16 protein-coding genes are annotated in these 24,727 nt (G+C 60.5%); 8 read left to right on the forward strand and 8 right to left on the reverse strand.

The window, feature by feature from the left end; genetic code table 11:
* Positions 1-23: 23 nt before the first annotated feature.
* Together OC71_RS08230 and OC71_RS08235 are read left to right on the forward strand one after the other, a co-directional pair.
* Positions 24-2,105, forward strand: coding sequence for a bifunctional diguanylate cyclase/phosphodiesterase (locus OC71_RS08230; protein ID WP_041066997.1), 2,082 nt, complete (start codon positions 24-26; stop codon positions 2,103-2,105).
* Between the two features lie 152 nt (positions 2,106-2,257).
* Positions 2,258-3,004, forward strand: a complete 747-nt coding sequence (locus OC71_RS08235; RefSeq protein WP_041067000.1) for an SDR family oxidoreductase — start codon at positions 2,258-2,260, stop codon at positions 3,002-3,004.
* Between the two features lie 150 nt (positions 3,005-3,154).
* On the opposite strand, the gene mapR is transcribed toward OC71_RS08235, so the two are convergent.
* The 3 genes from mapR to OC71_RS08250 all read right to left on the reverse strand — a co-directional run bounded on the left by mapR (position 3,155) and on the right by OC71_RS08250 (position 6,607).
* Complete coding sequence (gene mapR / locus OC71_RS08240; RefSeq protein WP_008087199.1) at positions 3,155-4,564, reverse strand: GntR family transcriptional regulator MpaR; 1,410 nt, start codon at positions 4,562-4,564, stop codon at positions 3,155-3,157.
* Between the two features lie 168 nt (positions 4,565-4,732).
* Positions 4,733-6,163, reverse strand: coding sequence for a cytochrome c oxidase accessory protein CcoG (gene ccoG / locus OC71_RS08245; RefSeq protein ID WP_041067164.1), 1,431 nt, complete (start codon positions 6,161-6,163; stop codon positions 4,733-4,735).
* 195 nt (positions 6,164-6,358) lie between these two features.
* Complete coding sequence (locus tag OC71_RS08250; RefSeq protein WP_041067006.1) at positions 6,359-6,607, reverse strand: DUF3203 family protein; 249 nt, start codon at positions 6,605-6,607, stop codon at positions 6,359-6,361.
* Between the two features lie 122 nt (positions 6,608-6,729).
* Here OC71_RS08250 and OC71_RS08255 point away from each other — a divergent pair, with 122 nt between their 5' ends.
* The gene (locus tag OC71_RS08255) at positions 6,730-7,242 is read left to right on the forward strand and encodes an MgtC/SapB family protein (RefSeq protein WP_041067009.1); all 513 of its coding nucleotides are present in this window, start codon (positions 6,730-6,732) and stop codon (positions 7,240-7,242) included.
* Positions 7,243-7,356: 114 nt separating this feature from the next.
* On the opposite strand, the gene OC71_RS28345 is transcribed toward OC71_RS08255, so the two are convergent.
* Positions 7,357-7,515: a hypothetical protein gene (locus tag OC71_RS28345; RefSeq protein ID WP_003224520.1), complete on the reverse strand. Its 159-nt coding sequence runs from the start codon at positions 7,513-7,515 to the stop codon at positions 7,357-7,359.
* A gap of 217 nt (positions 7,516-7,732) precedes the next feature.
* On the opposite strand from OC71_RS28345, the gene OC71_RS08260 reads away from it, so the two are divergent.
* From OC71_RS08260 to glgB, 3 genes are all read left to right on the forward strand, one after another.
* Positions 7,733-9,730 (forward strand): alpha-1,4-glucan--maltose-1-phosphate maltosyltransferase, encoded by a 1,998-nt coding sequence (locus OC71_RS08260; RefSeq protein ID WP_041067012.1) that lies wholly within the window; start codon positions 7,733-7,735, stop codon positions 9,728-9,730.
* Between the two features lie 183 nt (positions 9,731-9,913).
* Complete coding sequence (gene treS, locus OC71_RS08265) at positions 9,914-13,255, forward strand: maltose alpha-D-glucosyltransferase (protein WP_041067015.1); 3,342 nt, start codon at positions 9,914-9,916, stop codon at positions 13,253-13,255.
* A gap of 2 nt (positions 13,256-13,257) precedes the next feature.
* Positions 13,258-15,489 carry a 1,4-alpha-glucan branching protein GlgB gene (gene glgB / locus OC71_RS08270; RefSeq protein ID WP_041067018.1) on the forward strand — a complete coding sequence of 744 codons (2,232 nt, stop codon included), beginning with the start codon at positions 13,258-13,260 and terminating at the stop codon, positions 15,487-15,489.
* A gap of 115 nt (positions 15,490-15,604) precedes the next feature.
* Here glgB and OC71_RS08275 read toward each other — a convergent pair whose 3' ends face one another.
* Both OC71_RS08275 and OC71_RS08280 read right to left on the reverse strand, forming a co-directional pair.
* On the reverse strand, positions 15,605-18,148 hold the full coding sequence (locus OC71_RS08275; protein ID WP_041067020.1) for an autotransporter outer membrane beta-barrel domain-containing protein: 2,544 nt from the start codon (positions 18,146-18,148) through the stop codon (positions 15,605-15,607).
* A gap of 195 nt (positions 18,149-18,343) precedes the next feature.
* Positions 18,344-19,126: an endonuclease/exonuclease/phosphatase family protein gene (locus OC71_RS08280; RefSeq protein WP_041067024.1), complete on the reverse strand. Its 783-nt coding sequence runs from the start codon at positions 19,124-19,126 to the stop codon at positions 18,344-18,346.
* Positions 19,127-19,671: 545 nt separating this feature from the next.
* Between OC71_RS08280 and OC71_RS08285 the strand changes: the two genes are divergently transcribed.
* Positions 19,672-20,046, forward strand: a complete 375-nt coding sequence (locus OC71_RS08285) for a DUF6124 family protein (protein ID WP_041067027.1) — start codon at positions 19,672-19,674, stop codon at positions 20,044-20,046.
* Between the two features lie 137 nt (positions 20,047-20,183).
* Positions 20,184-20,543, forward strand: coding sequence for a DUF6124 family protein (locus OC71_RS08290; protein ID WP_041067029.1), 360 nt, complete (start codon positions 20,184-20,186; stop codon positions 20,541-20,543).
* Between the two features lie 251 nt (positions 20,544-20,794).
* Here OC71_RS08290 and OC71_RS26790 read toward each other — a convergent pair whose 3' ends face one another.
* Positions 20,795-23,557: an Ig-like domain-containing protein gene (locus OC71_RS26790; RefSeq protein WP_052510586.1), complete on the reverse strand. Its 2,763-nt coding sequence runs from the start codon at positions 23,555-23,557 to the stop codon at positions 20,795-20,797.
* Positions 23,558-23,889: 332 nt separating this feature from the next.
* Positions 23,890-24,648 (reverse strand): PIG-L deacetylase family protein, encoded by a 759-nt coding sequence (locus tag OC71_RS08300; protein ID WP_041067032.1) that lies wholly within the window; start codon positions 24,646-24,648, stop codon positions 23,890-23,892.
* Positions 24,649-24,727: the final 79 nt, after the last annotated feature.

Below are 24,727 nucleotides of genomic sequence, written 5' to 3' on the forward strand. Positions count from 1 at the left end.
CGCGGGTGGTCGCGAGAATCTTCATGCTCATCGGTAATTATTCCTTCACCCTGGTTTTCATTTCTTTGTGTGTGGCGATCCTCGCGTCCTACACCGCGCTCGACTTGACCGGGCGCATCGCCAGCGCCCGTGGGCGCGCAGTGCATTTCTGGACGGCCGGCGGTGCACTGGCGATGGGTGTCGGCGTCTGGTCGATGCATTTCATAGGCATGCTCGCCTTCAAGCTGCCGATCGAACTGGGTTACGACATTGCGATTACCGCGCTGTCGCTGCTGATTGCCGTGCTGTCCTGCGGGTTTGCCCTGTGGCTGGTCAGCCAGCCGAAACTGCCGATCCTGCAGTTGGGTTTCGGCGCCTTGATCATGGGCGCCGGCATCAGCGCCATGCATTACACCGGCATGGCCGCGCTGCGCATGACGCCGGGCATCGATTACGACCCGACCCTGTTCGGCGCCTCATTGCTGATTGCGGTCGGTGCTTCGGCGGCGGCGTTATGGATCGCCTTTCGCCTGCGCCAGCACTCGCCTTATGTACGCCTGATTCGCGGCGGTGCGGCAATCATCATGGGCATTGCCATTGTCGGCATGCACTACACCGGCATGGCTGCGGCGCAGTTTCCCGCAGGCAGTTTCTGCGGCGCGACGCTCGCCGGTCTCAAGGGTAACGGCCTCGACAATCTGGTGCTGATCACCACGCTGGCAGTGCTGTCGATCGCCTTGCTGACCTCGATTCTCGATGCTCGCCTCGAAGCACGCACCGCCGATCTGGCGCATTCGCTGACCCTGGCCAACCGTGAGCTGACGCAACTGGCGTTGCACGATACCCTGACGGGCCTGCCGAACCGCATGCTGCTGGACGACCGGATCAATCAGGCGATGAAGAAGGTCGAGGAGCAGGGCGGCTGTTTTGCGTTGATGTTCATCGATCTGGACGGTTTCAAACCAGTCAACGATGCCTTTGGCCACCACATGGGCGACCAGTTGCTGCGCGAAGTCGGGGTGCGCCTGCGTGAGGATTTGCGCAGTCAGGACACGCTGGCGCGAATTGGCGGCGACGAGTTCGTGCTGCTGGTGCGTCTGACCGAGCCCAACGATGCCCTGAGCCTGGCAGCGCGCCAGGTCGGCCTGATCGGCCAGTCATTTCGCGTGGCCGAGCATGAGTTGCAGATTTCCGCCAGCGTCGGCATCGCCCTGTACCCGGGTAATGGCCAGAGCGCTCAGGAACTGCTGATGAACGCCGATGCGGCGATGTATCACGCCAAGGGCGGCGGTAAAAACGGCTACAGCTTCTTCGATGCCTCGATGAACAGCAACGCACGCAAGCAGCTGCAGCTGCTGCAAGATCTGCGCGCCGCGCTGGAGCACCGGCAGTTCAGCCTGTATTTCCAGCCCAAATTCGACGCTGCCAGCGGTCGTCCGGTGGGGGCCGAAGCGTTGCTGCGCTGGCAGCATCCGACCCAGGGCATGTTGCTGCCGGACAAGTTCATCGATCTGGCGGAGAAGACTGGCCTGATCATCGCCATCGGCGACTGGGTGCTCAACGAGGCCTGCCGGCAGATGCGCGAATGGTATGTGCTCGGTTACACCGACTGGCGCATTGCAGTGAACCTCTCGGCGTTACAGTTCTGCCACGCGGGGCTGGTACAGAGCGTGGCCCGGGCGCTGGCCACGCATCATTTGCCGGCCAACAGCCTGACGCTGGAAATCACTGAAACCACGGCCATGAGTGACGCCGATGCCAGCATGACGGTGTTGCAGGAGTTGTCGGACATGGGCGTCGACCTGTCGATCGACGACTTCGGTACCGGCTATTCGAGCCTGATGTACCTCAAGCGTTTGCCGGCCAACGAACTGAAGATCGACCGAGGGTTTGTCCGCGATCTGGAGCACGACAGCGATGACGCGGCCATCGTCTCGGCGATTGTGGCGCTGGGGCAGGCACTCGGTTTGCGCATTGTTGCCGAGGGCGTGGAGACTGGCGTACAGCAGGACTTCCTCACGCAGTTGGGCTGTGATTCGTTGCAGGGCTATCTGTTGGGCCATCCGATGCCGGCTGACGCGTTCATGCAGAACCTCACCCGTGGAAAGGCTCAGGCGGCTGTCTGACTGCAAACGGTGGCGAGGGAGCAAGCTCCCTCACCACAAAAAACATCTCAGTCTCATGCAGGGTTTTGTCTTGGACAGAGCCCATGCAAAACCGCCCAATGACGGTTATTCTTCACCCCGACTGTTACGTGTGCATTGGGGGAAGGGCCAGCATGGATAAAGTCATGGTAATCACCGGTGGCGGGCGCGGAATCGGCGCCGCTACGGCGTTGTTGGCTGCCGGGCAGGGCTATCGGATCTGCATCAACTATCAGTCGGATGAACAGGCCGCGCAAAGCGTGCTGGAGCAAGTGCGGGCGCTGGGGGCGCAAGCCATTGCGGTGCGCGCCGATGTCAGCATCGAAGACGAAGTCATCGCACTGTTTCACCGGGTCGACACCGAGCTGGGACGGGTCACCGCACTGGTGAACAATGCGGGCACCGTCGGCCATAAGTCGCGGGTCGATGAAATGTCCGAATTCCGCATTCTCAAAATCATGAAAACCAACGTCCTGGCGCCGATCCTCTGCGCCAAGCACGCGATCCTGCGCATGTCGCCCAAGCACGGCGGGCAGGGTGGCAGCATCGTCAACGTCTCCTCGGTCGCCGCACGCCTGGGCTCGCCGAACGAGTACGTCGACTACGCCGCGTCCAAAGGCGCGCTCGACACCTTCACCATCGGTCTGTCCAAGGAAGTGGCGGGCGAGGGCATTCGCGTCAACGCGGTGCGTCCGGGCTACATCTACACCGACTTCCATGCGCTGAGCGGCGATCCGGTTCGGGTCAGCAAGCTTGAGTCGGCGATTCCGATGGCTCGGGGCGGGCGCCCGGATGAAGTGGCGGAGGCGATTGTCTGGTTGCTGTCGGACAAGGCTTCTTATGCGACGGGGACGTTTGTTGATCTGGGTGGTGGGCGTTGATCTTTGGGATTTGTGCTGGCTGATCTGGCCTCATCGCTGGCAAGCCGGCTCCCACAGGTTTCTGTGTCGTACACAATATTTGCGACTGACATCGATCACTGTGGGAGCTGGCTTGCCAGCGATAGGGCCAGCACAGGCAATATCGGGCTGTCAGAACGACCGCACAATCCGCCCCAGCGTCTCCATCGCCTTTTCCGAATCTTCGGTCCACGGGCTGCCGTAATTCAAGCGAATACAATTCCTGAAGCGCTGGGTTGGCGAGAAGATCGGCCCTGGCGCGATGCTGATGCCCTGCGCCAATGCCATCTGAAACAACTTCAAGGAATCCATCTGCGGCGGCAATTCCAGCCACAAAAAGTAGCCCCCCGCCGGCTGGCTGACCCGGGTCTGCGCCGGGAAGTAGCGGGCAATCGCCGCGAGCATCGCGCTTTGCTGTTCTTCCAAGGCATAGCGCAGTTTGCGCAGATGGCGGTCGTAGCCACCGTGTTGCAGGTAGTCGGCAATCGCCGCTTGCGCCGGCATTGAAGCGCACAGCGAGGTCATCAGTTTCAGCCGTTCGATTTTCTGTGCATAGCGCCCGGCAGCGACCCAGCCAATGCGGTAGCCGGGGGCCAGACTCTTGGCGAACGAACCGCAGTGCATCACCAGCCCTTCGGTGTCGAACGCCTTGGCCGGTTTCGGTGCCTGCTGACCATAATAGAGTTCGGCGTAGACATCGTCCTCGATCAGCGGCACCTGATGTCGGCGCAGCAGTTCCACCAGTTCCTGTTTCTTCGCCTCGGGCATGGTCGCACCCATCGGGTTCTGGAAACTGGTCATGCACCAGCAGGCCTTGATCGGATGGCGTTCCAGGGTCTGGGCGAGCACGCCGAGGTCGATGCCATCGCGCGGGTGCACGGGGATTTCCACGGCTTTGAGTTTCAAGCGCTCCAGCACTTGCAGGCTGGCGTAGAACGCCGGGGCTTCGATGGCCACCAGATCGCCCGGTTCGGTCACTGCTTGCAGGCACAGGTTCAGCGCTTCGAGGGCGCCGTTGGTGATCAGCAGTTCTTCCATGGGCAGCATCAGCCCGCCGACCATGTAGCGCAGGGCAATCTGCCGACGCAGTTGCGGGTTGCCCGGCGACATGTCGGTGACCACCATGCGCGGGTCCATCTCCCGCGCTGCGCTGGCCAGCGAGCGCGACAGGCGCTGCAACGGGAACAGGGTCGGGCTGGGGAACGCCGAGCCGAAGGGCACGGTGCTCGGGTCCTTGATCGATTCGAGCACCGAGAACACCAGTTCGCTGACGTCGACTTCGGTGGAGTCGTTGACGTGGCTACTGATCACCGGCTCGGAAAACGGACTCGGCGCGTGGGTGTTGACGAAGTAGCCGGAGCGCGGCCGCGCGCGGATCAGACCGCGACGTTCGAGTAGGTAATAGGCCTGGAACACCGTGGACGGGCTGACCCCGTAAGTCTGGCTGGCGTAGCGCACCGACGGCACTCGCTGCCCGGGGCCGAGGACGCCGGAGCGGATCAGTTCAGCGATGTCGTCGGCGAATTTTTCGTAGCGTTTCATCGGTATCCCGCGATGGACTGAATTCGGATTGCTTTTTGTGGCGAGGGAGCTTGCTCCCGCTGGGCTGCGCAGCGGCCCCAAAAGCTTGTGAGTGCTGCGCACTCAAGCGGGAGCAAGCTCCCTCGCCACAGGTATCGCAGTGTCAAAAGAGAGCTGCATCTTAAAGGCTCAGCGATTCATCGGCGCCACAAACCTGCTTTTCGCCACACTGTAAATCTGCGGCTCGTCGCTGTCGGCGATCTTGAAGCTCAAGGTCTGCGAGCTGCTGGCCGGGCGTTCTGTGGTCATCGCCACCGATACCGGCACATCGACAATCTCACCCGGCGCCAGGCTCAGTTCGGTCTTGCCCTGTAACTGGAAGCCTTCGCCATCCACCAGGCTCAGGGTGTAGTCCTGGCGCTGCTGGGTCTTGTTGATGACCTTGAGGGTGTAGATGTTTTCGATCTGTCCCTGACCGTTCTCGCGGAACAGTCCGCGATCCTTGGTCACGTCCAGCGAGACCATGGGCCGTTCGACCAAAGCCAGTGCCAGTGCGCCGATCATCACCAGCAGCACCGCGACGTAGCCGATCAGCCTTGGCCGCAGCAGGTGGGTCTTGCCACCCTGCAATTCGCGCTCGGAACTGTAGCGGATCAAGCCGCGCGGGTAATTCATTTTGTCCATGATCGAATCGCAGGCGTCGATGCACGCCGCGCAGCCGATGCATTCCATCTGCAAACCGTCGCGGATGTCGATGCCGGTCGGGCAGACCTGCACGCACAACTGGCAATCGATGCAATCGCCGAGACCGGCTTCGGCGGGCTTCACGTCGCGTTTGCGCGGGCCACGGTTTTCGCCACGGGCCGCGTCATAGGAAATCGCCAGGGTGTCCTTGTCGAACATCACGCTCTGGAATCGCGCATACGGGCACATGTGCATGCACACCGCTTCGCGCAACCAGCCGGCGTTGATGTACGTGGCAGCGGTGAAGAACAACACCCAGAACAGGCTGACCCCGCCGATCTGCAGGGTGAACAGCTCTTCGGCCAGCGGGCGAATCGGTGTGAAGTAGCCGACGAAGGTCAGCCCGGTCATCACGCTGATCGCCAGCCACAAGGTGTGCTTGGCGGCGCGCCGCGCCAGTTTGTTCAGGCCCCACGGCGCTGCTTGCAGTTTGATGCGCTGGTTGCGCTCGCCTTCGGTGACTTTCTCGCACCACATGAAAATCCATGTCCACGAGCTCTGCGGACAGGTGTAACCGCACCAGACCCGGCCAGCGAACACGGTGATGGCGAACAGACCGAACGCAGCAATGATCAGCAGCGCCGAGAGCAGGATGAAATCCTGTGGCCAGAAGGTCGCGCCGAAGATGTGGAATTTGCTTTCGGCGAGGTCCCACAGTACGGCCTGACGACCGCCCCAGTTCAACCACACGGTGCCGAAAAACAGCAAAAACAGAAACCCTGCGCCGCTGATGCGCAGGCGGCGGAACAGCCCGGTGAAACTGCGCGTGTGGATCTGCTTGTCGGTGGAGCCGGCCTTCGCCTTCATTGGGCGACCTGGCACATTTTTAATGGTGGGGCTTGCGTCTACGGTTCGGACGGGGATTTGTTCGCTCATGGTCATTCGCTCATCAGCCTCCATCAGGCGAACGAACTATGAGCGCCGATCTGTTTGCATAACAGACTCAGCTATTTGAATAAAAAGCGGATCAGATGGCGTCTGAGCGACGCCCTGCGACAACTTGAAGCAGCCCGCAGGCGCAGGCGCAAACGCCTATCGCAGGCGTCTGCACCGGGTGTTGATCAGGGTCAGTCAAATCACCGAATCACTCTCGTCAGCCTTCAGGTGCTTGCGGCCGTCTTTCGCGCCGGCGACGGTCAAGGCATCGGCCTCTGCTTCAGTGATGTAAACGCGCCGGCTTTCAATTTCCACGAACGACATGGCTTTTTCGCTATCCGTTTTGACTTCCAGGGTGTCGCAGATACGAATTTCTTCGCCATTTTCGACGGTGAAAAAACACACTTTTGATTCGGGGTTGGATTCATCGATTCGAACGGGCATGAGGCTGTCCTTTTTTCATGGGTACCTGACAAGTTAGGGCGCGCGCGTGGCCGATCGTTCTGCGCAACTGATTAATGGTCGCTGCTGTCCATCCATTAACGACAAATAAAAAGGACGGAGCGATGAACGCCTGGTGGGATGAAGTGTGGGAAACGCTGCAAGCGGAGTTCGCCGACATCGGCGACGCTTCGCAACTGACGCGCATCACCGTGCGCCTGCTGATGGCGGCGGTGCTCGGCGGGATTCTTGGTTTCGAACGTGAGCACAAAGGCAAGGCCGCCGGGGTGCGCACGCACATGTTGGTGGCACTCGGCGCTGCGCTGTTTGTGCTGGTGCCGCAAACCAGCGGGGCGGAGTCCGATGCCATGAGCCGGGTGTTGCAGGGCGTGATCGCCGGGATCGGTTTTCTTGGCGCCGGAACCATCCTGAAAAACAAGGAAGGCGATGAGGGCCATGTCAAAGGGCTGACCACTGCAGCCGGGTTGTGGATGACGGCGGCGATCGGCGTGGCGGCGGGGTTGGGCAGGGAAGCGACTGCACTGCTCAGCACGTTGTTGGCGTTGGGGATTTTCAGCGTAATGCCACGGGTGGTCAGGTTGTTCGAGAAAGAAGACGAGAAAAACCAGCATCTGTGAACACTGCGAACAACCTGTAGGAGCTGCCGCAGGCTGCGATCTTTTGACTTTGATTTTTAAAAACAAGATCAAAAGATCGCAGCCTGCGGCAGCTCCTACAGGGGGGCGGTGCCGTCAGACGATGACGGGCGGCATCGTTGTCGGCGGTTCTTCCTTCGGCGGTGGCGTGGTGCCTGGGGGTTCCTGCTCGGGAATCGGCTGCGGTTCGGTCTCGGGCAAGGTGGGTTTGTCGATGTTCGGATCAGGCGTTTCTGCCGGGATCGGGATGTTCATCTGTAGACCTCCGTGTGGCACATGGCGTGAGAAGTGCTTAAGTGGATTGACCACCTGCTGGCGAATTCGATCCGCTTTTTTGCCCAGGCAAATCCCTGTGAACTTTTCCCCGCGCCGGTCGCTCGGAACCTAAGTGAGTTCATGTCGGGGCCGGTGCCTCCTTGTGGACACGGATCCGGCACAAGAGCGTCCTTGGGGCGTAAAGGAGAGAGGCTCGATGTCCGCTGAAAAACCTTCAGAGCAGAGCTACAACCCGCACATGCCGCTGTCGCAGGCGTTGCTGCTGCCGCGCATCGTGATCGAAAACACCATGCCGACCCTCGATGGCGGGCAGTTTGCTGTGAAGTCGATCGTCGAGCGTGACGTGATCGTCACCAGCAAGGTCTTTGCCGACGGCCACGACAAGCTGGCGGTGCGCATCCGCTGGCGCGCGGAGGGCGAAGAGAGCTGGCACAGCGAGGTGATGAACGAGTTGGGCAATAACAGTTGGCAGGGGCAGTTTCGTCCCGAACGCCAGGGTCGCTACCTGTATTGCATCGAAGCGTGGATTGATCACTTCGCCAGTTTCCAGTACGAACTGGAGAAAAAGCACAACGCCGCCGTCCCGGTATCGCTCGAACTGCAGGAAGGCCGCACCATGGTGCAGCAGGCCGCCGAGCGCAGCGACGGTCAGCTCAGCGAACAACTCGCCGCACTGCATCATGAATTGTCCGGTCTGCTCGAAACCGAGCAGGTGGCGCTGTTTCTGCACTCGCGCAGTGCGCAATTGATGGCGCAGGCCGATCACCGTGCCTATCTGAGCTTGAGTGCCGAATTCCCGGTGGATGTTGAACGGGAACTGGCCGAGTTTGCCAGTTGGTATGAGCTGTTTCCGCGCTCGATCACCGACGATCCCAAGCGTCACGGCACGTTCAACGACGTGCACGCGCGCCTGCCGATGATTCAGGACATGGGTTTTGACGTGTTGTATTTCACGCCGATCCACCCCATCGGCCGCGCCCATCGCAAGGGTCGCAACAATTCCCTGACCGCAGGTCCCGAGGATCCCGGTAGCCCGTACGCGATCGGGAGCGAGGAGGGTGGGCACGAAGCGATTCACTCGCAGCTCGGCACCCGCGAAGACTTCCGCCGGCTGGTGGCCGCCGCCGCTGAGCATGGTCTGGAGATCGCCCTCGATTTCGCCATCCAGTGTTCCCAGGATCACCCGTGGCTCAAGCAGCATCCGGGCTGGTTCAACTGGCGCCCGGACGGCACGATCAAATACGCGGAAAACCCGCCGAAGAAATACCAGGACATCGTCAACGTCGACTTCTATGCGCCGGACGCGATCCCCAGTCTGTGGGTCGAGCTGCGCGATATCGTGGTCGGTTGGGTCAACGAAGGCGTGAAGATCTTTCGCGTCGACAATCCGCACACCAAACCGCTGCCGTTCTGGCAATGGCTGATTGCCGATGTGCGGGCGCTGCACCCGGAAGTGATCTTCCTCGCCGAGGCGTTCACCACGCCGGCGATGATGGCGCGGCTGGGCAAGGTCGGTTACAGCCAGAGCTACACCTATTTCACCTGGCGTAATACCAAGTCCGAGTTGGCGACCTATTTCACTGAGCTCAATGAGTCGCCATGGCGTGAATGCTACCGGCCGAACTTCTTCGTCAACACGCCGGACATCAACCCGGCGTTCCTGCATGAGTCGGGGCGTCCGGGCTTTCTCATTCGCGCGGCGCTGGCGACCATGGGTTCGGGCCTGTGGGGCATGTATTCCGGTTATGAGCTGTGTGAATCGGCGCCGGTGCCGGGCAAGGAGGAATACCTTGATTCGGAGAAGTACGAGATCCGCGTCCGCGACTTCAATGCACCCGGCAACATCATTGCCGAAATTGCCCAGCTCAATCGCATCCGCCGGCAGAACCCGGCGCTGCACACGCACCTGGGCCTGAAAATCTACAACGCCTGGAACGACAACATTTTGTATTTCGGCAAGCGCAGCTTTGATGGCAGCAATTTCATTCTGGTGGCGGTGAGCCTCGATCCGCACAACGTGCAGGAAGCCAATTTCGAATTGCCGCTGTGGGAGATGGGCCTGCCCGACGATGCAACCACCCACGGTGAGGACTTGATGAACGGGCATCGCTGGGACTGGCACGGCAAGTATCAGTTCATGCGCATTGACCCGGCGTACCAGCCGTTCGGGATCTGGCGGATTACTGCCGCGTAAGGTCGTGCACAGAACCTTGTGGCGAGGGAGCTTGCTCCCGCTCGGCTGCGCAGCAGTCGTAACCCAAGTGAATGCGGTGCATCAGAACAAATGCAATGGGGCTGCTTCGCAACCCAGCGGGAGCAAGCTCCCTCGCCACAGGTATTAGCCGCGTGGCTTTCCAGATTTGAACAGGAGTTTCACATGGCGAAGAAACCCAAGGCAGCCACCTTCATCAAAGACCCGCTCTGGTACAAGGATGCGGTGATCTATCAAGTTCACGTCAAATCGTTTTTCGACTCCAACAATGACGGGATCGGCGACTTTCCCGGCCTGATCGCCAAACTTGACTACATCGCCGAACTCGGCGTCAACACCATCTGGCTGTTGCCGTTCTACCCGTCGCCACGCCGGGATGACGGTTACGACATCGCCGAATACCGCGGCGTGCACAGCGACTACGGGACCATGGCCGACGCCAAGCGCTTCATCGCCGAGGCGCACAAACGTGGCTTGCGGGTGATCACCGAGCTGGTCATCAACCACACCTCCGATCAGCACCCGTGGTTCCAGCGGGCGCGCAAGGCCAAACCCGGCTCGGCGGCGCGGGACTTCTATGTGTGGTCGGATGACGATCAGAAGTACGACGGCACCCGGATCATCTTTCTCGACACCGAAAAGTCCAACTGGACCTGGGATCCGGTCGCCGGCCAATACTTTTGGCACCGCTTCTATTCGCACCAGCCCGACCTCAACTTCGACAACCCGCAAGTGATGAAAGCCGTGTTGTCGGTGATGCGCTACTGGCTGGACATGGGCATCGACGGTCTGCGCCTTGACGCCATTCCGTACCTGATCGAACGCGACGGCACCAATAATGAAAACCTGCCCGAGACCCATGACGTCCTCAAGCAGATCCGGGCCGAGATCGACGCCAACTACCCGGACCGCATGCTGCTGGCCGAGGCCAACCAATGGCCGGAAGACACTCAGCTGTACTTCGGCGACACCGATGCCGAGGGCGTCAACGGTGACGAATGCCACATGGCCTTTCACTTCCCGCTGATGCCGCGCATGTACATGGCGCTGGCCCAGGAAGATCGCTTCCCGATCACCGACATTCTGCGGCAAACCCCGGAAATTCCTGCCAATTGCCAGTGGGCGATTTTTTTGCGCAATCACGATGAGCTGACGCTGGAGATGGTCACCGATAAAGAGCGCGACTACCTGTGGAACTACTACGCCGCTGACCGCCGCGCGCGGATCAACCTTGGCATTCGTCGGCGTCTGGCACCGTTGATGGAGCGTGATCGTCGCCGCGTCGAGTTGCTCAACAGCCTGCTGCTGTCGATGCCCGGCACGCCGACCCTGTATTACGGCGACGAAATCGGCATGGGCGACAACATTTACCTCGGCGACCGCGACGGCGTGCGTACGCCGATGCAATGGTCGATTGACCGCAATGGCGGTTTCTCCCGCGCCGATCCGGCGAGCCTGGTGCTACCACCGATCATGGACCCGCAATACGGTTACCTGTCGGTGAACGTCGAAACCCAGGCCGGTGATCCGCATTCGCTGCTCAACTGGACGCGGCGCATGCTCGCCGTGCGCAAGCAGTCCAAGGCCTTCGGGCGCGGCACGCTGAAGATGCTCTCGCCGAGCAACCGACGCATCCTGGCCTACACCCGCGAGTTCACCGACGCTGACGGCAAGCACGAAATCATTCTTTGCGTGGCCAACGTCTCGCGCAGCGCGCAGGCAGCAGAACTCGATCTGTCGGCCTACGTCGGCATGGTCCCGGTGGAGATGCTTGGCGGTAACGCGTTCCCGCCCATCGGCCAGTTGAACTTCCTGCTGACCCTGGCGCCGTATGGCTTCTATTGGTTCGCCCTCGCGGCGGAAAACCAGATGCCGAGCTGGCACGTCGAACCGGCGCAGAGCCTGCCCGACTTCACCACGCTGGTGCTGAAAAAACGCATGGAAGAACTGCTTGAAGCGCCGACCCGCAACACTCTGGAGCAGAGCATTCTGCCGAGCTGGCTGCAGAACCGCCGCTGGTTTGCCGGCAAGGACGCGGCCATCGAGCAGGTCAATCTGGCCTACGGCGTGCGTTTCGGCGATGCCCAGCATCCGGTGCTGCTCAGTGAGATCGAAGTCACCAGCGCCGGGCAGACCAGCCGCTATCAACTGCCGTTCGGGTTTATCTCGGAAGATCAGGTCGGGGCGGCGCTGCCGCAGCAATTGGCCTTGTCCCGAGTACGCCGCGGACGTCAGGTGGGGCTGATCACTGATGCGTTCAGCCTCGAAACGTTTGTGCACGCCGTGCTGCAAGGCATGCAGAGCAGCACCGTGCTCAACTCCGAACAGGGCGAGATACGTTTCGCACCGACTGCGCAGCTGGAAAAACTTGGCCTCGGCGCTGAATCCGAGGTGCGTTATCTGTCGGCCGAGCAGTCGAACAGTTCGGTGGTGATCGGCAATAGCCTGGTGCTGAAGCTGATCCGCAAAGTCGCCTCGGGGGTGCACCCGGAACTGGAAATGAGCGCCTACCTGACCGAGGCCGGGTTCGAGAACATCTCGCCGCTGCTGGGTTCGGTGATTCGCCGTGATGCCCAAGGCGAAGACAATCTGCTGATGATCGCCCAAGGCTATCTGAGCAATCAGGGCGATGCCTGGGAATGGACGCAGAACAACCTCGAACGGGCGCTGCGCGATGAACTGGCCGACGCCATGTCCGAGCAGGAACAGCATTACAACGCCCTCGGCGAGCTCAAGGACTTTGCCGGCATGCTCGGCCAGCGTCTGGGCGAAATGCATCAAGTACTCGCGGCGCCGAGCGACAATCCCGATTTCGCCCCGCAAACCACCAGTGCCAAAGACGCCCAAGCCACCGGCAAGGACGTTGCCGCGCAGGTCGAGCATGCGCTGAAGCTGCTCAAGCAACATCAAAGTCATCTGAGCGCGGCGGATCAGAAAATGGTCGCGCGGCTGCTGGACAACAAAAAAATCATCCTCGGCCATGTGCAGGAACTCGCGCAGAAAGCCGTGGGCGGCCTGCGCATTCGGGTCCACGGTGACCTGCACCTGGGCCAAGTGCTGGTGATCAAGGGCGATGCCTATCTGATCGACTTCGAAGGTGAACCGGCGCGGCCGCTGCACGAACGGCGTGGCAAACACAGTCCGTACAAGGACGTCAGCGGCGTGCTGCGGTCCTTCGATTACGCGGCGGCCATGACCATCAATGTGCATAACGTCGATCACAGTGCGGAGTCGGAAGCGGCCCGGCATCGGGTTGCCGAGCGCTACCTGCGTGAGGCACGCGAGGCATTTGTTCAGGCATATCGCCAAGCGGCGGCTAGTCTTGATCATGCCTGGCAGGATCCTGCGGGTGCCGACGCAGCGCTCGCGCTGTTCGGCCTGGAGAAGGCGGCCTATGAAGTGGCCTATGAAGCCGAAAATCGCCCCACGTGGCTGCCCGTGCCGTTGCACGGTTTGTATGGGTTATTGACGGGGCTTAAACCCTTTTCCGATCTTGGTGGAGAGTAGTCATGAGTGTCTCAAACAAGGAACAGGGTCACGCTAAAGAAGCGTTATTGCCGACGGCGCAAGACATCGACGCGTTGGTACGTGCGGAACATCACGACCCGTTTTCCATTCTCGGCCCGCACGGTGATGGTGCCGGCGGGCAGTTCATCCGCGCCTATTTGCCGGGTGCGTTGAAAGTTGAAGTGCTGGACAAGGACAGCGGTGAAGAACGTGGCGAACTGCAAGCCACCGAAACACCGGGATTGTTTGTCGGTCACTTCGATCAGGCGCGGCCGTATCTGCTGCGCACGCGTTGGGCCGGCGGCGAACAGGTGGCGGAAGATCCGTACAGCTTCGGCCAGTTGCTCGGCGAAATGGATTTGTATCTGTTCGCTGAAGGCAATCACCGCGATCTGAGCAGTTGCCTCGGCGCTCAGCTGAAAACCGTCGATGGCGTCGATGGTGTGCGTTTCGCCGTGTGGGCGCCGAACGCCCGGCGCGTCTCGGTGGTCGGCGATTTCAACGTCTGGGACGGTCGCCGCCATCCGATGCGCCTGCGCCATCCATCCGGGGTCTGGGAATTATTCATTCCGCGCCTGCAGGCGGGCGAGTTGTACAAGTACGAGATTCTCGGCGCCCACGGCATCCTGCCGCTGAAGGCTGACCCGATGGCGCTGGCCACCAGTCTGCCGCCGGACACCGCTTCGAAAGTCGCCGCGCCGCTGCAGATCAACTGGCAGGATCAGGACTGGATGAGCGGCCGCCGCGAGCGGCAGAAGCATTCAGCGCCGCTGTCGATCTACGAATTGCATGCCGGCTCGTGGCAGTGCGAACTGGACGATCTGGGCGAAGTCGCCCGTCAGTACACCTGGCCGGAACTGGCCGAGCGCTTGATTCCTTACGTCAAGGAACTGGGCTTCACCCACATCGAACTGATGCCGATCATGGAGCACCCGTTCGGCGGTTCGTGGGGCTATCAACTGCTCTCGCAATTCGCCCCGAGCGCCCGTTACGGCACGCCGGAGCAGTTCGGTGAGTTCGTCAACGCCTGTCACCAGGCCGGAATCGGCGTGATTCTCGACTGGGTACCGGCGCATTTTCCTACCGATACCCATGGCCTGGCGCAGTTCGACGGCACGGCGTTGTACGAATATGGCAACCCGCTGGAAGGCTTCCATCAGGACTGGGACACGCTGATCTACAACCTGGGGCGCACCGAAGTGCACGGCTACATGTTGGCGTCGGCGTTGCACTGGTTGAAGCATTTTCACGTGGATGGCCTGCGCGTCGATGCGGTGGCCTCGATGCTGTATCGCGACTATTCGCGCAAGGCCGGCGAGTGGATTCCGAACCGCCACGGCGGGCGCGAGAACCTTGAGGCGATCGATTTCCTCCGGCACTTGAACGATGTGGTCGAGCTGGAGGCGCCGGGCGCGCTGGTGATTGCCGAAGAGTCCACCGCCTGGCCGGGCGTCAGCCAGAGCACCCAGCAGGGTGGCCTCGGTTTCGCTTACAAATGGAACATGGGCTGGATGCACGATTCGCTGCACTACATTCAGCAGGACCCGGTGTACCGCGCGCACCACCACAACGAACTGAGTTTCGGCCTGGTCTACGCCTGGTCCGAGCGCTTCATCCTGCCGATCTCCCACGACGAAGTGGTGCACGGCAAGCACTCGTTGATCGACAAGATGCCCGGCGACCGCTGGCAGAAATTTGCCAACCTGCGCGCCTATCTGAGTTTCATGTGGACTCACCCGGGCAAGAAGCTGTTGTTCATGGGCTGCGAATTTGGCCAGTGGCGCGAGTGGAACCACGATCAGCAACTGGACTGGTACCTGCTGCAATACTCGGAACACAAAGGCGTGCAGAAACTGGTCGGCGACCTCAATCGCCTGTACCGCGAAGAACCGGCGCTGCACGACCAGGACGATGCGCCGCAGGGCTTCCAGTGGTTGATCGGTGATGACGCGATCAATAGCGTGTACGCGTGGCTGCGCTGGAGCAAGGACGGCAAACCGGTGCTGGTGGTCGCCAACTTCACCCCGGTGCCGCGTCAGTCGTACCGCGTCGGCGTGCCGTTTGCCGGACGCTGGAATGAATTGCTCAACAGCGATGCCGACACCTACGCCGGGTCCAACTATGGCAATGGCGGCGGGGCGTTTACCGAAGAGGTGCCGAGCCATGGGCAGTCGCTGTCGCTGGAACTGAATCTGCCGCCGCTGGCGGTGTTGATTCTCAAGCCGGAGGGTTGATCGGCAACCGTGTCGCTTGCAATCGCCGGCAGGCCGGCTCCCACAGGGTATGCATTGCAACTGTGGGAGTTAGCCTGCTGGCGATGGCGTCGATTGGCACACCGCGTCAAGGCGCTTACCAGCTGATGCGAACCCCCAGGTTGCCTGCCAGTCCGCGCAAGTCATTACTGTCGATGTTGCTGCTGTAATCGGTGCTGGCATAGGCACTCACTGCACGGTCAAGTGTCACCACCAAGCCAAGGCCGATATCTGCGGTGGAGGATTTCTGCTGGCTATTGATGGTATCGGTGCCATCGAAGGTCACTGAATCGGTGCCGGAAAAAGTGTGCCAAAGGTTGGCCCGCAGGTACGGCTCCATTGGCAGACCATTGAGTTGATAATGGCCCCTGAGTCGCGCTCCGAGGCGACCGGTCCAGGCACCGTCAGAATCGAATGACACCCTTGAGATGCCGTCGTCCTGACTGTCGAGAGAGATTTTCTGGTGGATCACCTGCACCTGTGGCTCGACCACCCAAGTGTCGTTGAGCGCGAACGGGTAACCGGCCTCGGCCGAAAGCGTTAACGCATGGCCACGGTTGTCCAGTTCGAGCCCGCGGTCAGATCGGTTGTTGCCATCGAAACGCGTGCCCATCGCCACGGTGTCGATGTACCAGGCGTAGGGATCGGTCAGCGTCCAGTACAGGCCATAACTGTCGCCTTCGAGTTTGATTTTGCCCGCGCTGTTGTTTTCGAAGCCTTCGTTGAAACCGTCGACATCGCCCTGAATCCGGCTATGGCCGACGAACAGGCCGATACGTTGGGTCTGGCCGGCGGATGTCGGCGCGCTGTATAGATCGTTGCCGACCTGGAAACCGTTGAGCGAACCGTTCAGACGTGGGGTGACGGAACCGGCCCAGGTCTGGTCGAGATTCTTGCCGTAGACCCGACCCCAACCGGCGCTGAATGCACCGGTTTCGCCGAGCAGCCGCTGATCGCCCTGGCGCTCGTGGAACGTGCCGAGTGCGCTGAGGGTCAGTTGCGCGGCGGCGGGCGCAAGCACCGACCAGTTCGGTACCTCGGGACGAAAGATCGGGATCGGCGCGGCGCCTGCAACGGCGGCTGGCAGTACAGGCAGACTGGCGCTGAAGATCGGCGGCGCCGATTCATCTGGCGCGGGTGCCACGGGTGTGATCGCTGCAGCAATCGGTGTTGCCACCACCGGTACCAGAATCGGCGGCAGGCGCGGATCGGGGTTGGGCACGTTGACTACCTGCGGTGCGACGACGGCGGAGCGCAGGTACCAGCTGTTTTCGGTGCCGGCGGTAACGCCCCCCTTGAACAGGTAATAATCGTAAGCCCCGACCGACACCGGACCGCTGAAGCTGAAGGCATGGTTGGTACTGACGGTGGAGCCTTGGGCTTGCACCAGTTGAATGCCGTTTCCCTGGGTCAATCCACCGAGGCCGCCGATGTTGGTCACGCGGATGACAGTGCTACCGCTGAGGCTGCCATTGTTGACCACCAGTTTGTCGCTGGGCGAACCGTCGGTACCGAGCTCGCTCTGCAGCAACAACTGGCCGCCGTTGCCGACGTAGTTGCCGTTGATGGTCAGGGTGTCATCGGTGCGACTGTTGTTGCGGGTCAGGTCGATGACCCCGGCATTGTTGAGGGTCACGGTTTGCCCGACCACGGCGGGTGACACCGCGCCTTGGGTCGAGAACACGCTACTGCTGGCGTCGACGTTGAGTACGCCGCTGCCGCTGACGGCATCGCCAAGTACCAGGCTGCTCGACCCCAGGTCCAGTTGCGAGTCGTTATTCAAGTTCATCGTTTCCCAATTGGTAAAACGACCGGACAGCTCGGTTCGGGTGTGGTCGAGGGTCAGGGCGTCATTGCCCGCGCCGCCATCGACGTCGGGTGTCAGCGTCAGCACGGTGTCATCGAGATTTTGCAGCGTTGCGCTGTCGTTGCCGTCGCCCATCAGGATCGTCGACCGGATGATTCCGCCGCCGCTCCACAGCAGTGTATCGTCGCCAACACTGGCGCGGATCTCGCCGACGATTTCGCCACCGGTCACGGTGATGCTGTCGTTACCGCCGCTGACACTGATGTTGCCGCCGATGCGGCCTCCGGAAACGATGATGGTATCGGAGCCGAACCCGGTGACCAGGTTGCCGAGGATCCGCCCGCCGGACAGGTCGAAAATATTGTTGTCGAGTTTCATGTCGACGCGGCCGATGGTGCCGCCGGTCATGCGCGCGACATCGCCGTCTTCGAACGCCGCAACGATGGTACCGCCGGTCATCAGAAACCTGTCGCGACCGTCGCCCTGGGCCAGAAAGCCGAGTGAGCCACCGGTCATGACGAAGTCGTCGATGCCCGCGCCTTGATTGATTGCGCCCGTGATGACACCAGAATGGATTTCGACAGGGTCGGTGCCAGCGCCAAAGGTCACGCTGCCATTGATCTGGCCGGTGCCGTTGACGGGGAGGGTAAGACTGTTGTTACCGGAGAGGTCGGTGAGGGGACCGCTGCTACCACTGTCGCAGGTATAAACGTCGTTACCTGCGCCGGGCGTCAAGACACAGGCCGACCAGGCAGGTGTACTGACGAGCAGCGCAAGGGACGCGGGCAAAATATAGGTGTACGGCAAAGCCCTCAGAGCAGTAATAGATCGCATGATGGCAATTCCCAGCGTTAGCCAAAGGGAAATTCATCCTTGAAGGGGTGCCTGATCTAAAAAGCCTCTGATGTTTATGAACTGCGTGAGATCTGAACCCTAAGGTTTTGAAAGTGCCGATCCTTCAGCTTTTTAAGGTTTAGTCGTTTTTTTGCGCTGATCAAACAGTTCTGACGGACGGTTTTGTTGCAACTATCAAAGATGTACTTCAACCGCCAGCGGCAAGTGGTCCGACAGGTGCGTCCATGGTTTGTTGCCGAGGATCTGCGGGTCGTGGCTGCTGGCGTTGCGCAGGTAGATGCGGTCCAGGCGCAGCAGTGGAAAACGCGCTGGATAGGTCTTGGCCGGACGCCCATGGTGGCGTTCGAACGCTTCGTGCAGGTAATCGCGGCGGGCGAGGGCGGCATTGCCTTGCAATTGCCAGTCGTTGAAGTCACCGGCAATGATCACCGGCGCGTCCTCGGGCAAGGATTCGAGCAACTGGCAAAGCAGCTGCAACTGCAATTGGCGGTGACTTTCCAGCAGACTCAGGTGCACACAGATGGCGTGGACTTCGGCGTGGCCCGGCACGTCCAGTACACAATGCAGCAGGCCACGGCGTTCGGGGCCGGTGATCGACACGTCGAGATTGCGGTATTCGCGGATCGGGTATTTTGACAGCAGGGCATTGCCGTGGTGACCATCGGGGTAAACCGCGTTGCGTCCGTAGGCGAAGTCACTCCACATGCTGTCGGCAAGAAATTCGTATTGCGAGGTTTGCGGCCATTCGTTGTAACGATTGGAATGGCGCTCGTGTTCGCCCACTACCTCCTGCAGAAACACCAGATCGGCCGAGGTGCTGCGCACCGCTTCGCGCAGTTCCGGCAAGATGAAGCGCCGATTGAGGGCGGTGAAGCCCTTGTGGGTATTGACCGTCAGCACGCGCAGGCGATGGATGACGGGTGCGTCGACGACGTGACGCTCGGGATCGCTGGACACGTTCACTCCTCTGAAAAAACGGCTTCCTGTTCATGCGACTGGTCTGTGCGCGGGCAGTTCCTTCCAGATGCCTCAGGCCGTAACACGAATCCCCAGAGCCGCCAGAAAACCTGTGGGAGCGAGCCTGCTCGCGAAAGCGCTCGACCCGACGACATCAAAAAAACCGAGCAGTCCTCGGACATAAACGTAAACCCGCAGCCACGTTTAAAGTACACGAATCGTTACGCCATAGCGGCTACAACGCCTTGCGCCGTTACCTACGCGTACGCCAGAATCCGCCGGCTTACACGACCATACCCTGCGCTATATCGTTTTCCTGCCACTGCCCATCGGTGGTCGGGTTTAGTAGCCCGTATGGTTTTAGTAAGTGCATGAGTCCCATTGAGCCAGGCGTATCTATTGCCTGCACTTCGATGGTGGTTGTGCGCAGGGCGCTCTCGAGCGCGCCGGTCTTGCTAATTCCTCCGGTCTACTAACCTGTGCACAGCCGCCACCCTTCTTTTAGTAGAGAACGGTCGCGGCCCTCAATCAGGAATTAGATATTTATGTTCAAAGCCACACCCAACCCCCCAGACGTCGACCCGATCCCGTACGACCCAGCCCTCGACTCGCAGAAGATAAAAGCGGCCACCGACCGCGCCATCAATTTCTACCTCAACCCCGGCGCACTGAAGATCTCGATCCCTTCAGCCTCGTCACGCAAATCCAGCAGAATCTTCCTCATCGACCCCACCGTGGACGAGGAAACCTTGCTCGTCGAAGCCTGCGAATCATTAGCCGCCGCCAGCGACATGGCCCGCGACATCAGCGACACCGTCGACCACCCACAGCGCCGGGCCATGCTGATGCTGCATCAGGTGATCATGCTCAGTGAACTGATGGTCAACCGAGTACTGGACGGCCGCCGCGTGCCTCAATAGTCGGGCATCCCTGTAGGAGCTGCCGCAGGCTGCGATCTTTTGATGTTGCTTTTAAAAACAGGATCAAAAGAGCGCAGCCTGCGGCAGCTCCTACAGGTCATCATTCATTCAAAATGCCTTGATCGGAGTTCCAGTTGATGTCCGAAACCCCACCCAATCCGCCGATCACAGAATCGGTATCGCCGTACGAATCCCTCAACTCCAGAAAACTCCACGAAGCCGCCGAACGCGCCCTCGACCACTACCTCGCGCCCGCGCACATCATGGCCACACCGTACACCCCCAGCAGCATGTTCCTGGTCAACCCGCAAACCGACACCGAATCCCTGTTGGCCAACGCTTGTGAATCCCTGGCCTCGGCCACGGTCATGCTCGGCGATTTCGCCGGCACGCTGGAAGGGCCGAGTCGTAATACGGTGTTGGGTATCGCGCAGGTGGTGATGCTGGGGGAGCTGGCGGTGAATCAGGCGCTGGATAATGTTGTGCCGAAGGAATAGGCGAAAGCAGTAATGGCCTCATCGCGAGGAGGCGAAGGCCTACAGTGGATTTGCGTTGGTCACAGGTTATGTGCCCGGTAAAGATCCAATGTAGGGGAGAGCCGACTCGCGATTGCCATTAAATAAATGCGTCCCCTGATCACCAAACGACAAAACCCGTGAAGGGAGCCAGCCGAACGCAGCCCCTTGCGGCAGCTCCTTCGAAGTCTTTGAGACTACTCGTCCTCTCAACGATTTATCAGTCAGCGCGACTAGCCCCTGGATCGGATGCCTAAAGGATAGTAGTTTGATTTTTTATTGACTGTCTCGCGCCAACTGACGCCATGGACTTCAGGTGCAGGTGGCCATGTAGCCGTTTGTTGGGTGGATAAGAAGTAATGAACGTTGCCGTCTGCACCCTGTAGACAGCCCCAGGACGCTGCTATTGCCTGGGATTTTTTTTGGTATGAAACATACATTACCAACCTAATCCGATCGTCACCCGCATCACCAAGGGTGAAAGGTCGTGCGCCCGGAATGGTGCTTATGAATGTCACGGCTGCGTCATAATCCATTCCGGTTTGACCATGCAATAACTCATAAACCCCACTGCACTGTACGGGATATTGAACACGAGCCCCCGTAGTGTCCGTCACCACAATGTTGGTTGTTCCATTACGTACGGAAACTACTGCACCCGTATTGGAATTAACGGTGCAGATGTCATTGTCTGCAGAAGTGTATGTATAAGGTGGAACGCCCCCAGTTGCAACGCGCGTACCTGTTGCGCCGGGTGGGATGTAAGCGGTTCTGTCCCATCTTGGGGTATAGGGCGCAGGGCCCGGGACGAGGTGCGGCCCCGCAAGTACCATGGGGGACGCGACGATCGTTATTGCTTCCACCACGTTTAATGTCCACGCTGCGGACACCTGCCCACTGCCATACAGGGCGATAGCGGTGAAGCTGTGAGCGGCCACGCTCAAGCCCGTCACGGTCAGTTCCCACAGGCCGGTCGTCAGGTTAACCGTCGCCTCACCTTTGACGGCGGTGCCATCCTTGATCTGGACTTTCTGACCTTTGGCCCCGGCCCCTGACAACGTGACCGTGGTATCGACGGTCGTCCCGCCGTTGTCAATCGCTGCCCCTTTGGAGTCTACGGCCTGGGTGATGGTTGGCGGGTCGAGCGCTTGGGGAGCGCCCACATTGAAGTCCAGTGGCTGCGAATACCGAGTGCGCTCCTCCGCACGTTCGACGAAGTACCTGGCCTGGACCGTGCCGTCCTCGTTGCCCTTGATCAAATCGGCGCCGATGGGGAACGGCACCTCTCTACCGGCGGTGAACGAGTTCAGTATGATCCAGTCGCTGTCCAGACCGGTTTTCGAGCCCACCCACTCTCGTGTCACCTTGTCGTCGATCAGGGTATTGAGCCAGGTAACGCTTAGCGTGGTGCCTTTGCGATCCGGGTCGAGGACGTTGTCGACCACGCCCTCTACCTTCGGCATCGGCAATTCCAGACGTGGCTCGCCGACCGCGAGCAGCGGCGCGTGTTCGGACTCGCGGATCGCACTGATCGCGCTGTAGCGATCCAGCTTCGCCAGTACGCCGTCGTCGCTCAGCAATTGGTAATAGAGCTCCAGCGTGCCACCTTCCACAACCTTGATATGGGCACTGTCGACAGTGATGTACAAAGACACTTTATCGTTGACGTCGCCATGGGTGATCGGTCGCAATGGCAGATCGGGCAGGTACGGGGTGAAATCCGGCAGGGTGCCGAGCCAGAACAGTTTGATTGCCTGACCGGACTCGAACGAGTCATCCCAAGGGATTTCAATGCGGGTACGCGGCAGGTCCGGATCGAGTGCCCCTTGCTCGGCGTCTTCGGCGATTGGCGCCTTCAGACGCTGGAGTTGACCGATGACGCTGATGAACTGCCCTTTGGACAAAATATCGGCCGAGCCATCGGCTTTCTGGATACGGTACAGCAGCACCATCTGGACCTTGGCAAAACGGCGCAGCAGGGCATTGTCGATCGGTATCTCAAGGATGCTCGGTACGCTCTCCACGATCACGCCCGGCAGTTCGTGGTCGATCGGTGTCCCTTCTACCGGCGTGCCTTTGAGTTGGAGGAACACGGTGTCGCCCTTCGCGAACCACTTGCCGTCCATGGCAACGACCTGCCCGGTGCCCTTGGCATCGCCCAGCTTATCGAGATCCAGCACGTTGTTCAGCGTTTCCTTGAGCAGGGGCGCCAGTGGGCGCGCCGTGTCGATACTGACCACCACTCGCTGGGCGACACTCCAGTCCTCGGAACGGTTGTCGACCTTGTCGTAGAGTTCGAACGCCACCGCCAGCCCGGTGCTGTCAGAGTCCCCCGCGTCACGGATCGTGGCTTCGTCGACATGGATGACGATGGGGGTTTTGCCTTCGACCTGGTCCTGGGTCAATGGCGGGCTTAGCACGTAGACCCCGCCCCAGCTCAGGCGGATCACGTCACCGGAGAAAATGTTCGGGTAAGGTTCAATCCTGATGTCGACGCCCGCGGCGACGTTGTCCTTATCGATGCCACCTTCGAGAATCTCGCGGGGAATGTGCATGATCAGCTTGGAATGGCCCGGTTCTTCGTTGTCATCATGGCCACCGGGGCGGGTGAGCTTGACGAACACCTTCGTCACTTCTGAGGGCTCGGCCGTCTGGCCCAGGCGGGTCACGCTGTAGGAGACATCGAAGTTGCCGGCCAGGATGTGCCGCGGCTCCACGAACAACTGCAGTTGGGTGCCGACCTCATTTTTCTCCACGGTCTTTTGCAGTACCCGATTGTCGGGCCCCCAGAAAATAACCAGGCTGTCGCCTTGCCCCATGGTTCCCCAGGGGCCGGCCGTGCACTGCAGACCGTGGCGCGGGAAATTGTCCAGCACCGCCGCGATGTTCAGGCCCCACACATCAGGACTGGTGGAGATCGGCTCCTTGGTGCGCCCGGGAATGCCCAGCTCGCGCAAGAGGTTGGTGTGCTCGTCGGGGGAAGGGGATGAGGCCATGGGAGGTACTCCGGTCGAGGGCTGGGGGACTAAGTGATTTAAAGCCTGACGGAGTGGAGCTGCCTACTGTCAGATCTGACAGGTCGGGAGGGGTTTTCGATGAGTGGTAGATGTTTCGACGGGGATGATTCTCGGCCAATGATACTGGGGTGTCGATCTCACCTCGTGTCACAGGGCGTTTTAGCAAGAGACTTTTTTTTAAACTGGATCTGCCCTGACGAAAATCCCTTGTGGCAGCGGGCTTGCTCGCGAATGCGGTGTATCAGTCAGCAATTTAAGCGCCTGACACTGCCTATTCGCGAGCGAGCCCGCTCCCACAGGGGAAAAGTGTTTCAGATGAGGACGATTTCGTACGGCAAGCGCATGCGCTCGAGGATCACCCGCGGCAGCATCGGCGCGATGCCGATCGCCGGTTCGCCCTTGAGCTGGCTGGCATAGGCATGGGTGGCGTGGCTTTTGCGCGCCACGGTCCAGGTGTCGAGGCGCAGTTTGCGCGCACGTTCCCAGGGAATCAGGTTCTGCTCGCGCTCCGGCCAGTGCCAGGCCCAGACCGGCACGTCATGGAAGGTCGCGCCGACTTGCGCAGCCGCTTGGGCACTGGCACGGCCGACCGCTTCATGGTCGTCGTTGCTGTCGTTGCGCCAGGTGCTGAACACCACGTCGCCGGGGCGCAGGTAGCGCGCGATGAAGTGGGTGATGTCAGCCTCGCAGTCGAGCAGCGCATTGTCGGTAAACCCGCCGCGTACCCATTTCAGGCTGTGCATCGGCAGGCCGAGCCGGCGAAGGGCTTCGACGCTTTCCTGGGGACGGAATACGCTGAGGCGTTTTTCCGACCATTGTCGTGAACCCGGGTGGCTGGCGCTGCCGTCGGTGATCGACAGCAGTTGCAGCGGATGACCGAGGCTGGAAAGCAGTTGCAGGAGACCGCCACAGGTCACCACTTCATCACCCGGATGCGGGGCGACCACGACGGCGCGGGCACCGGGGGGAACGAGGCTGTGGGTGTTGATGACGGGAATGTTGTCCAGCTGCGCAGCGCTGTTCCATATCTGCGCCGGCAGCGAGTGTTCGCTGAGGAATAACGGTTTCATGGGTATGACGTCCTTGTTGTGTCTGGCCCTCAGTCGTGTCTGCACCGTGGAAAATCAGGCGCGCGCGACCTGTGAAGGC

It is taken from the genome of Pseudomonas sp. W15Feb9B (genome assembly GCF_000828175.1).
GTDB lineage: Bacteria > Pseudomonadota > Gammaproteobacteria > Pseudomonadales > Pseudomonadaceae > Aquipseudomonas > Aquipseudomonas parakoreensis.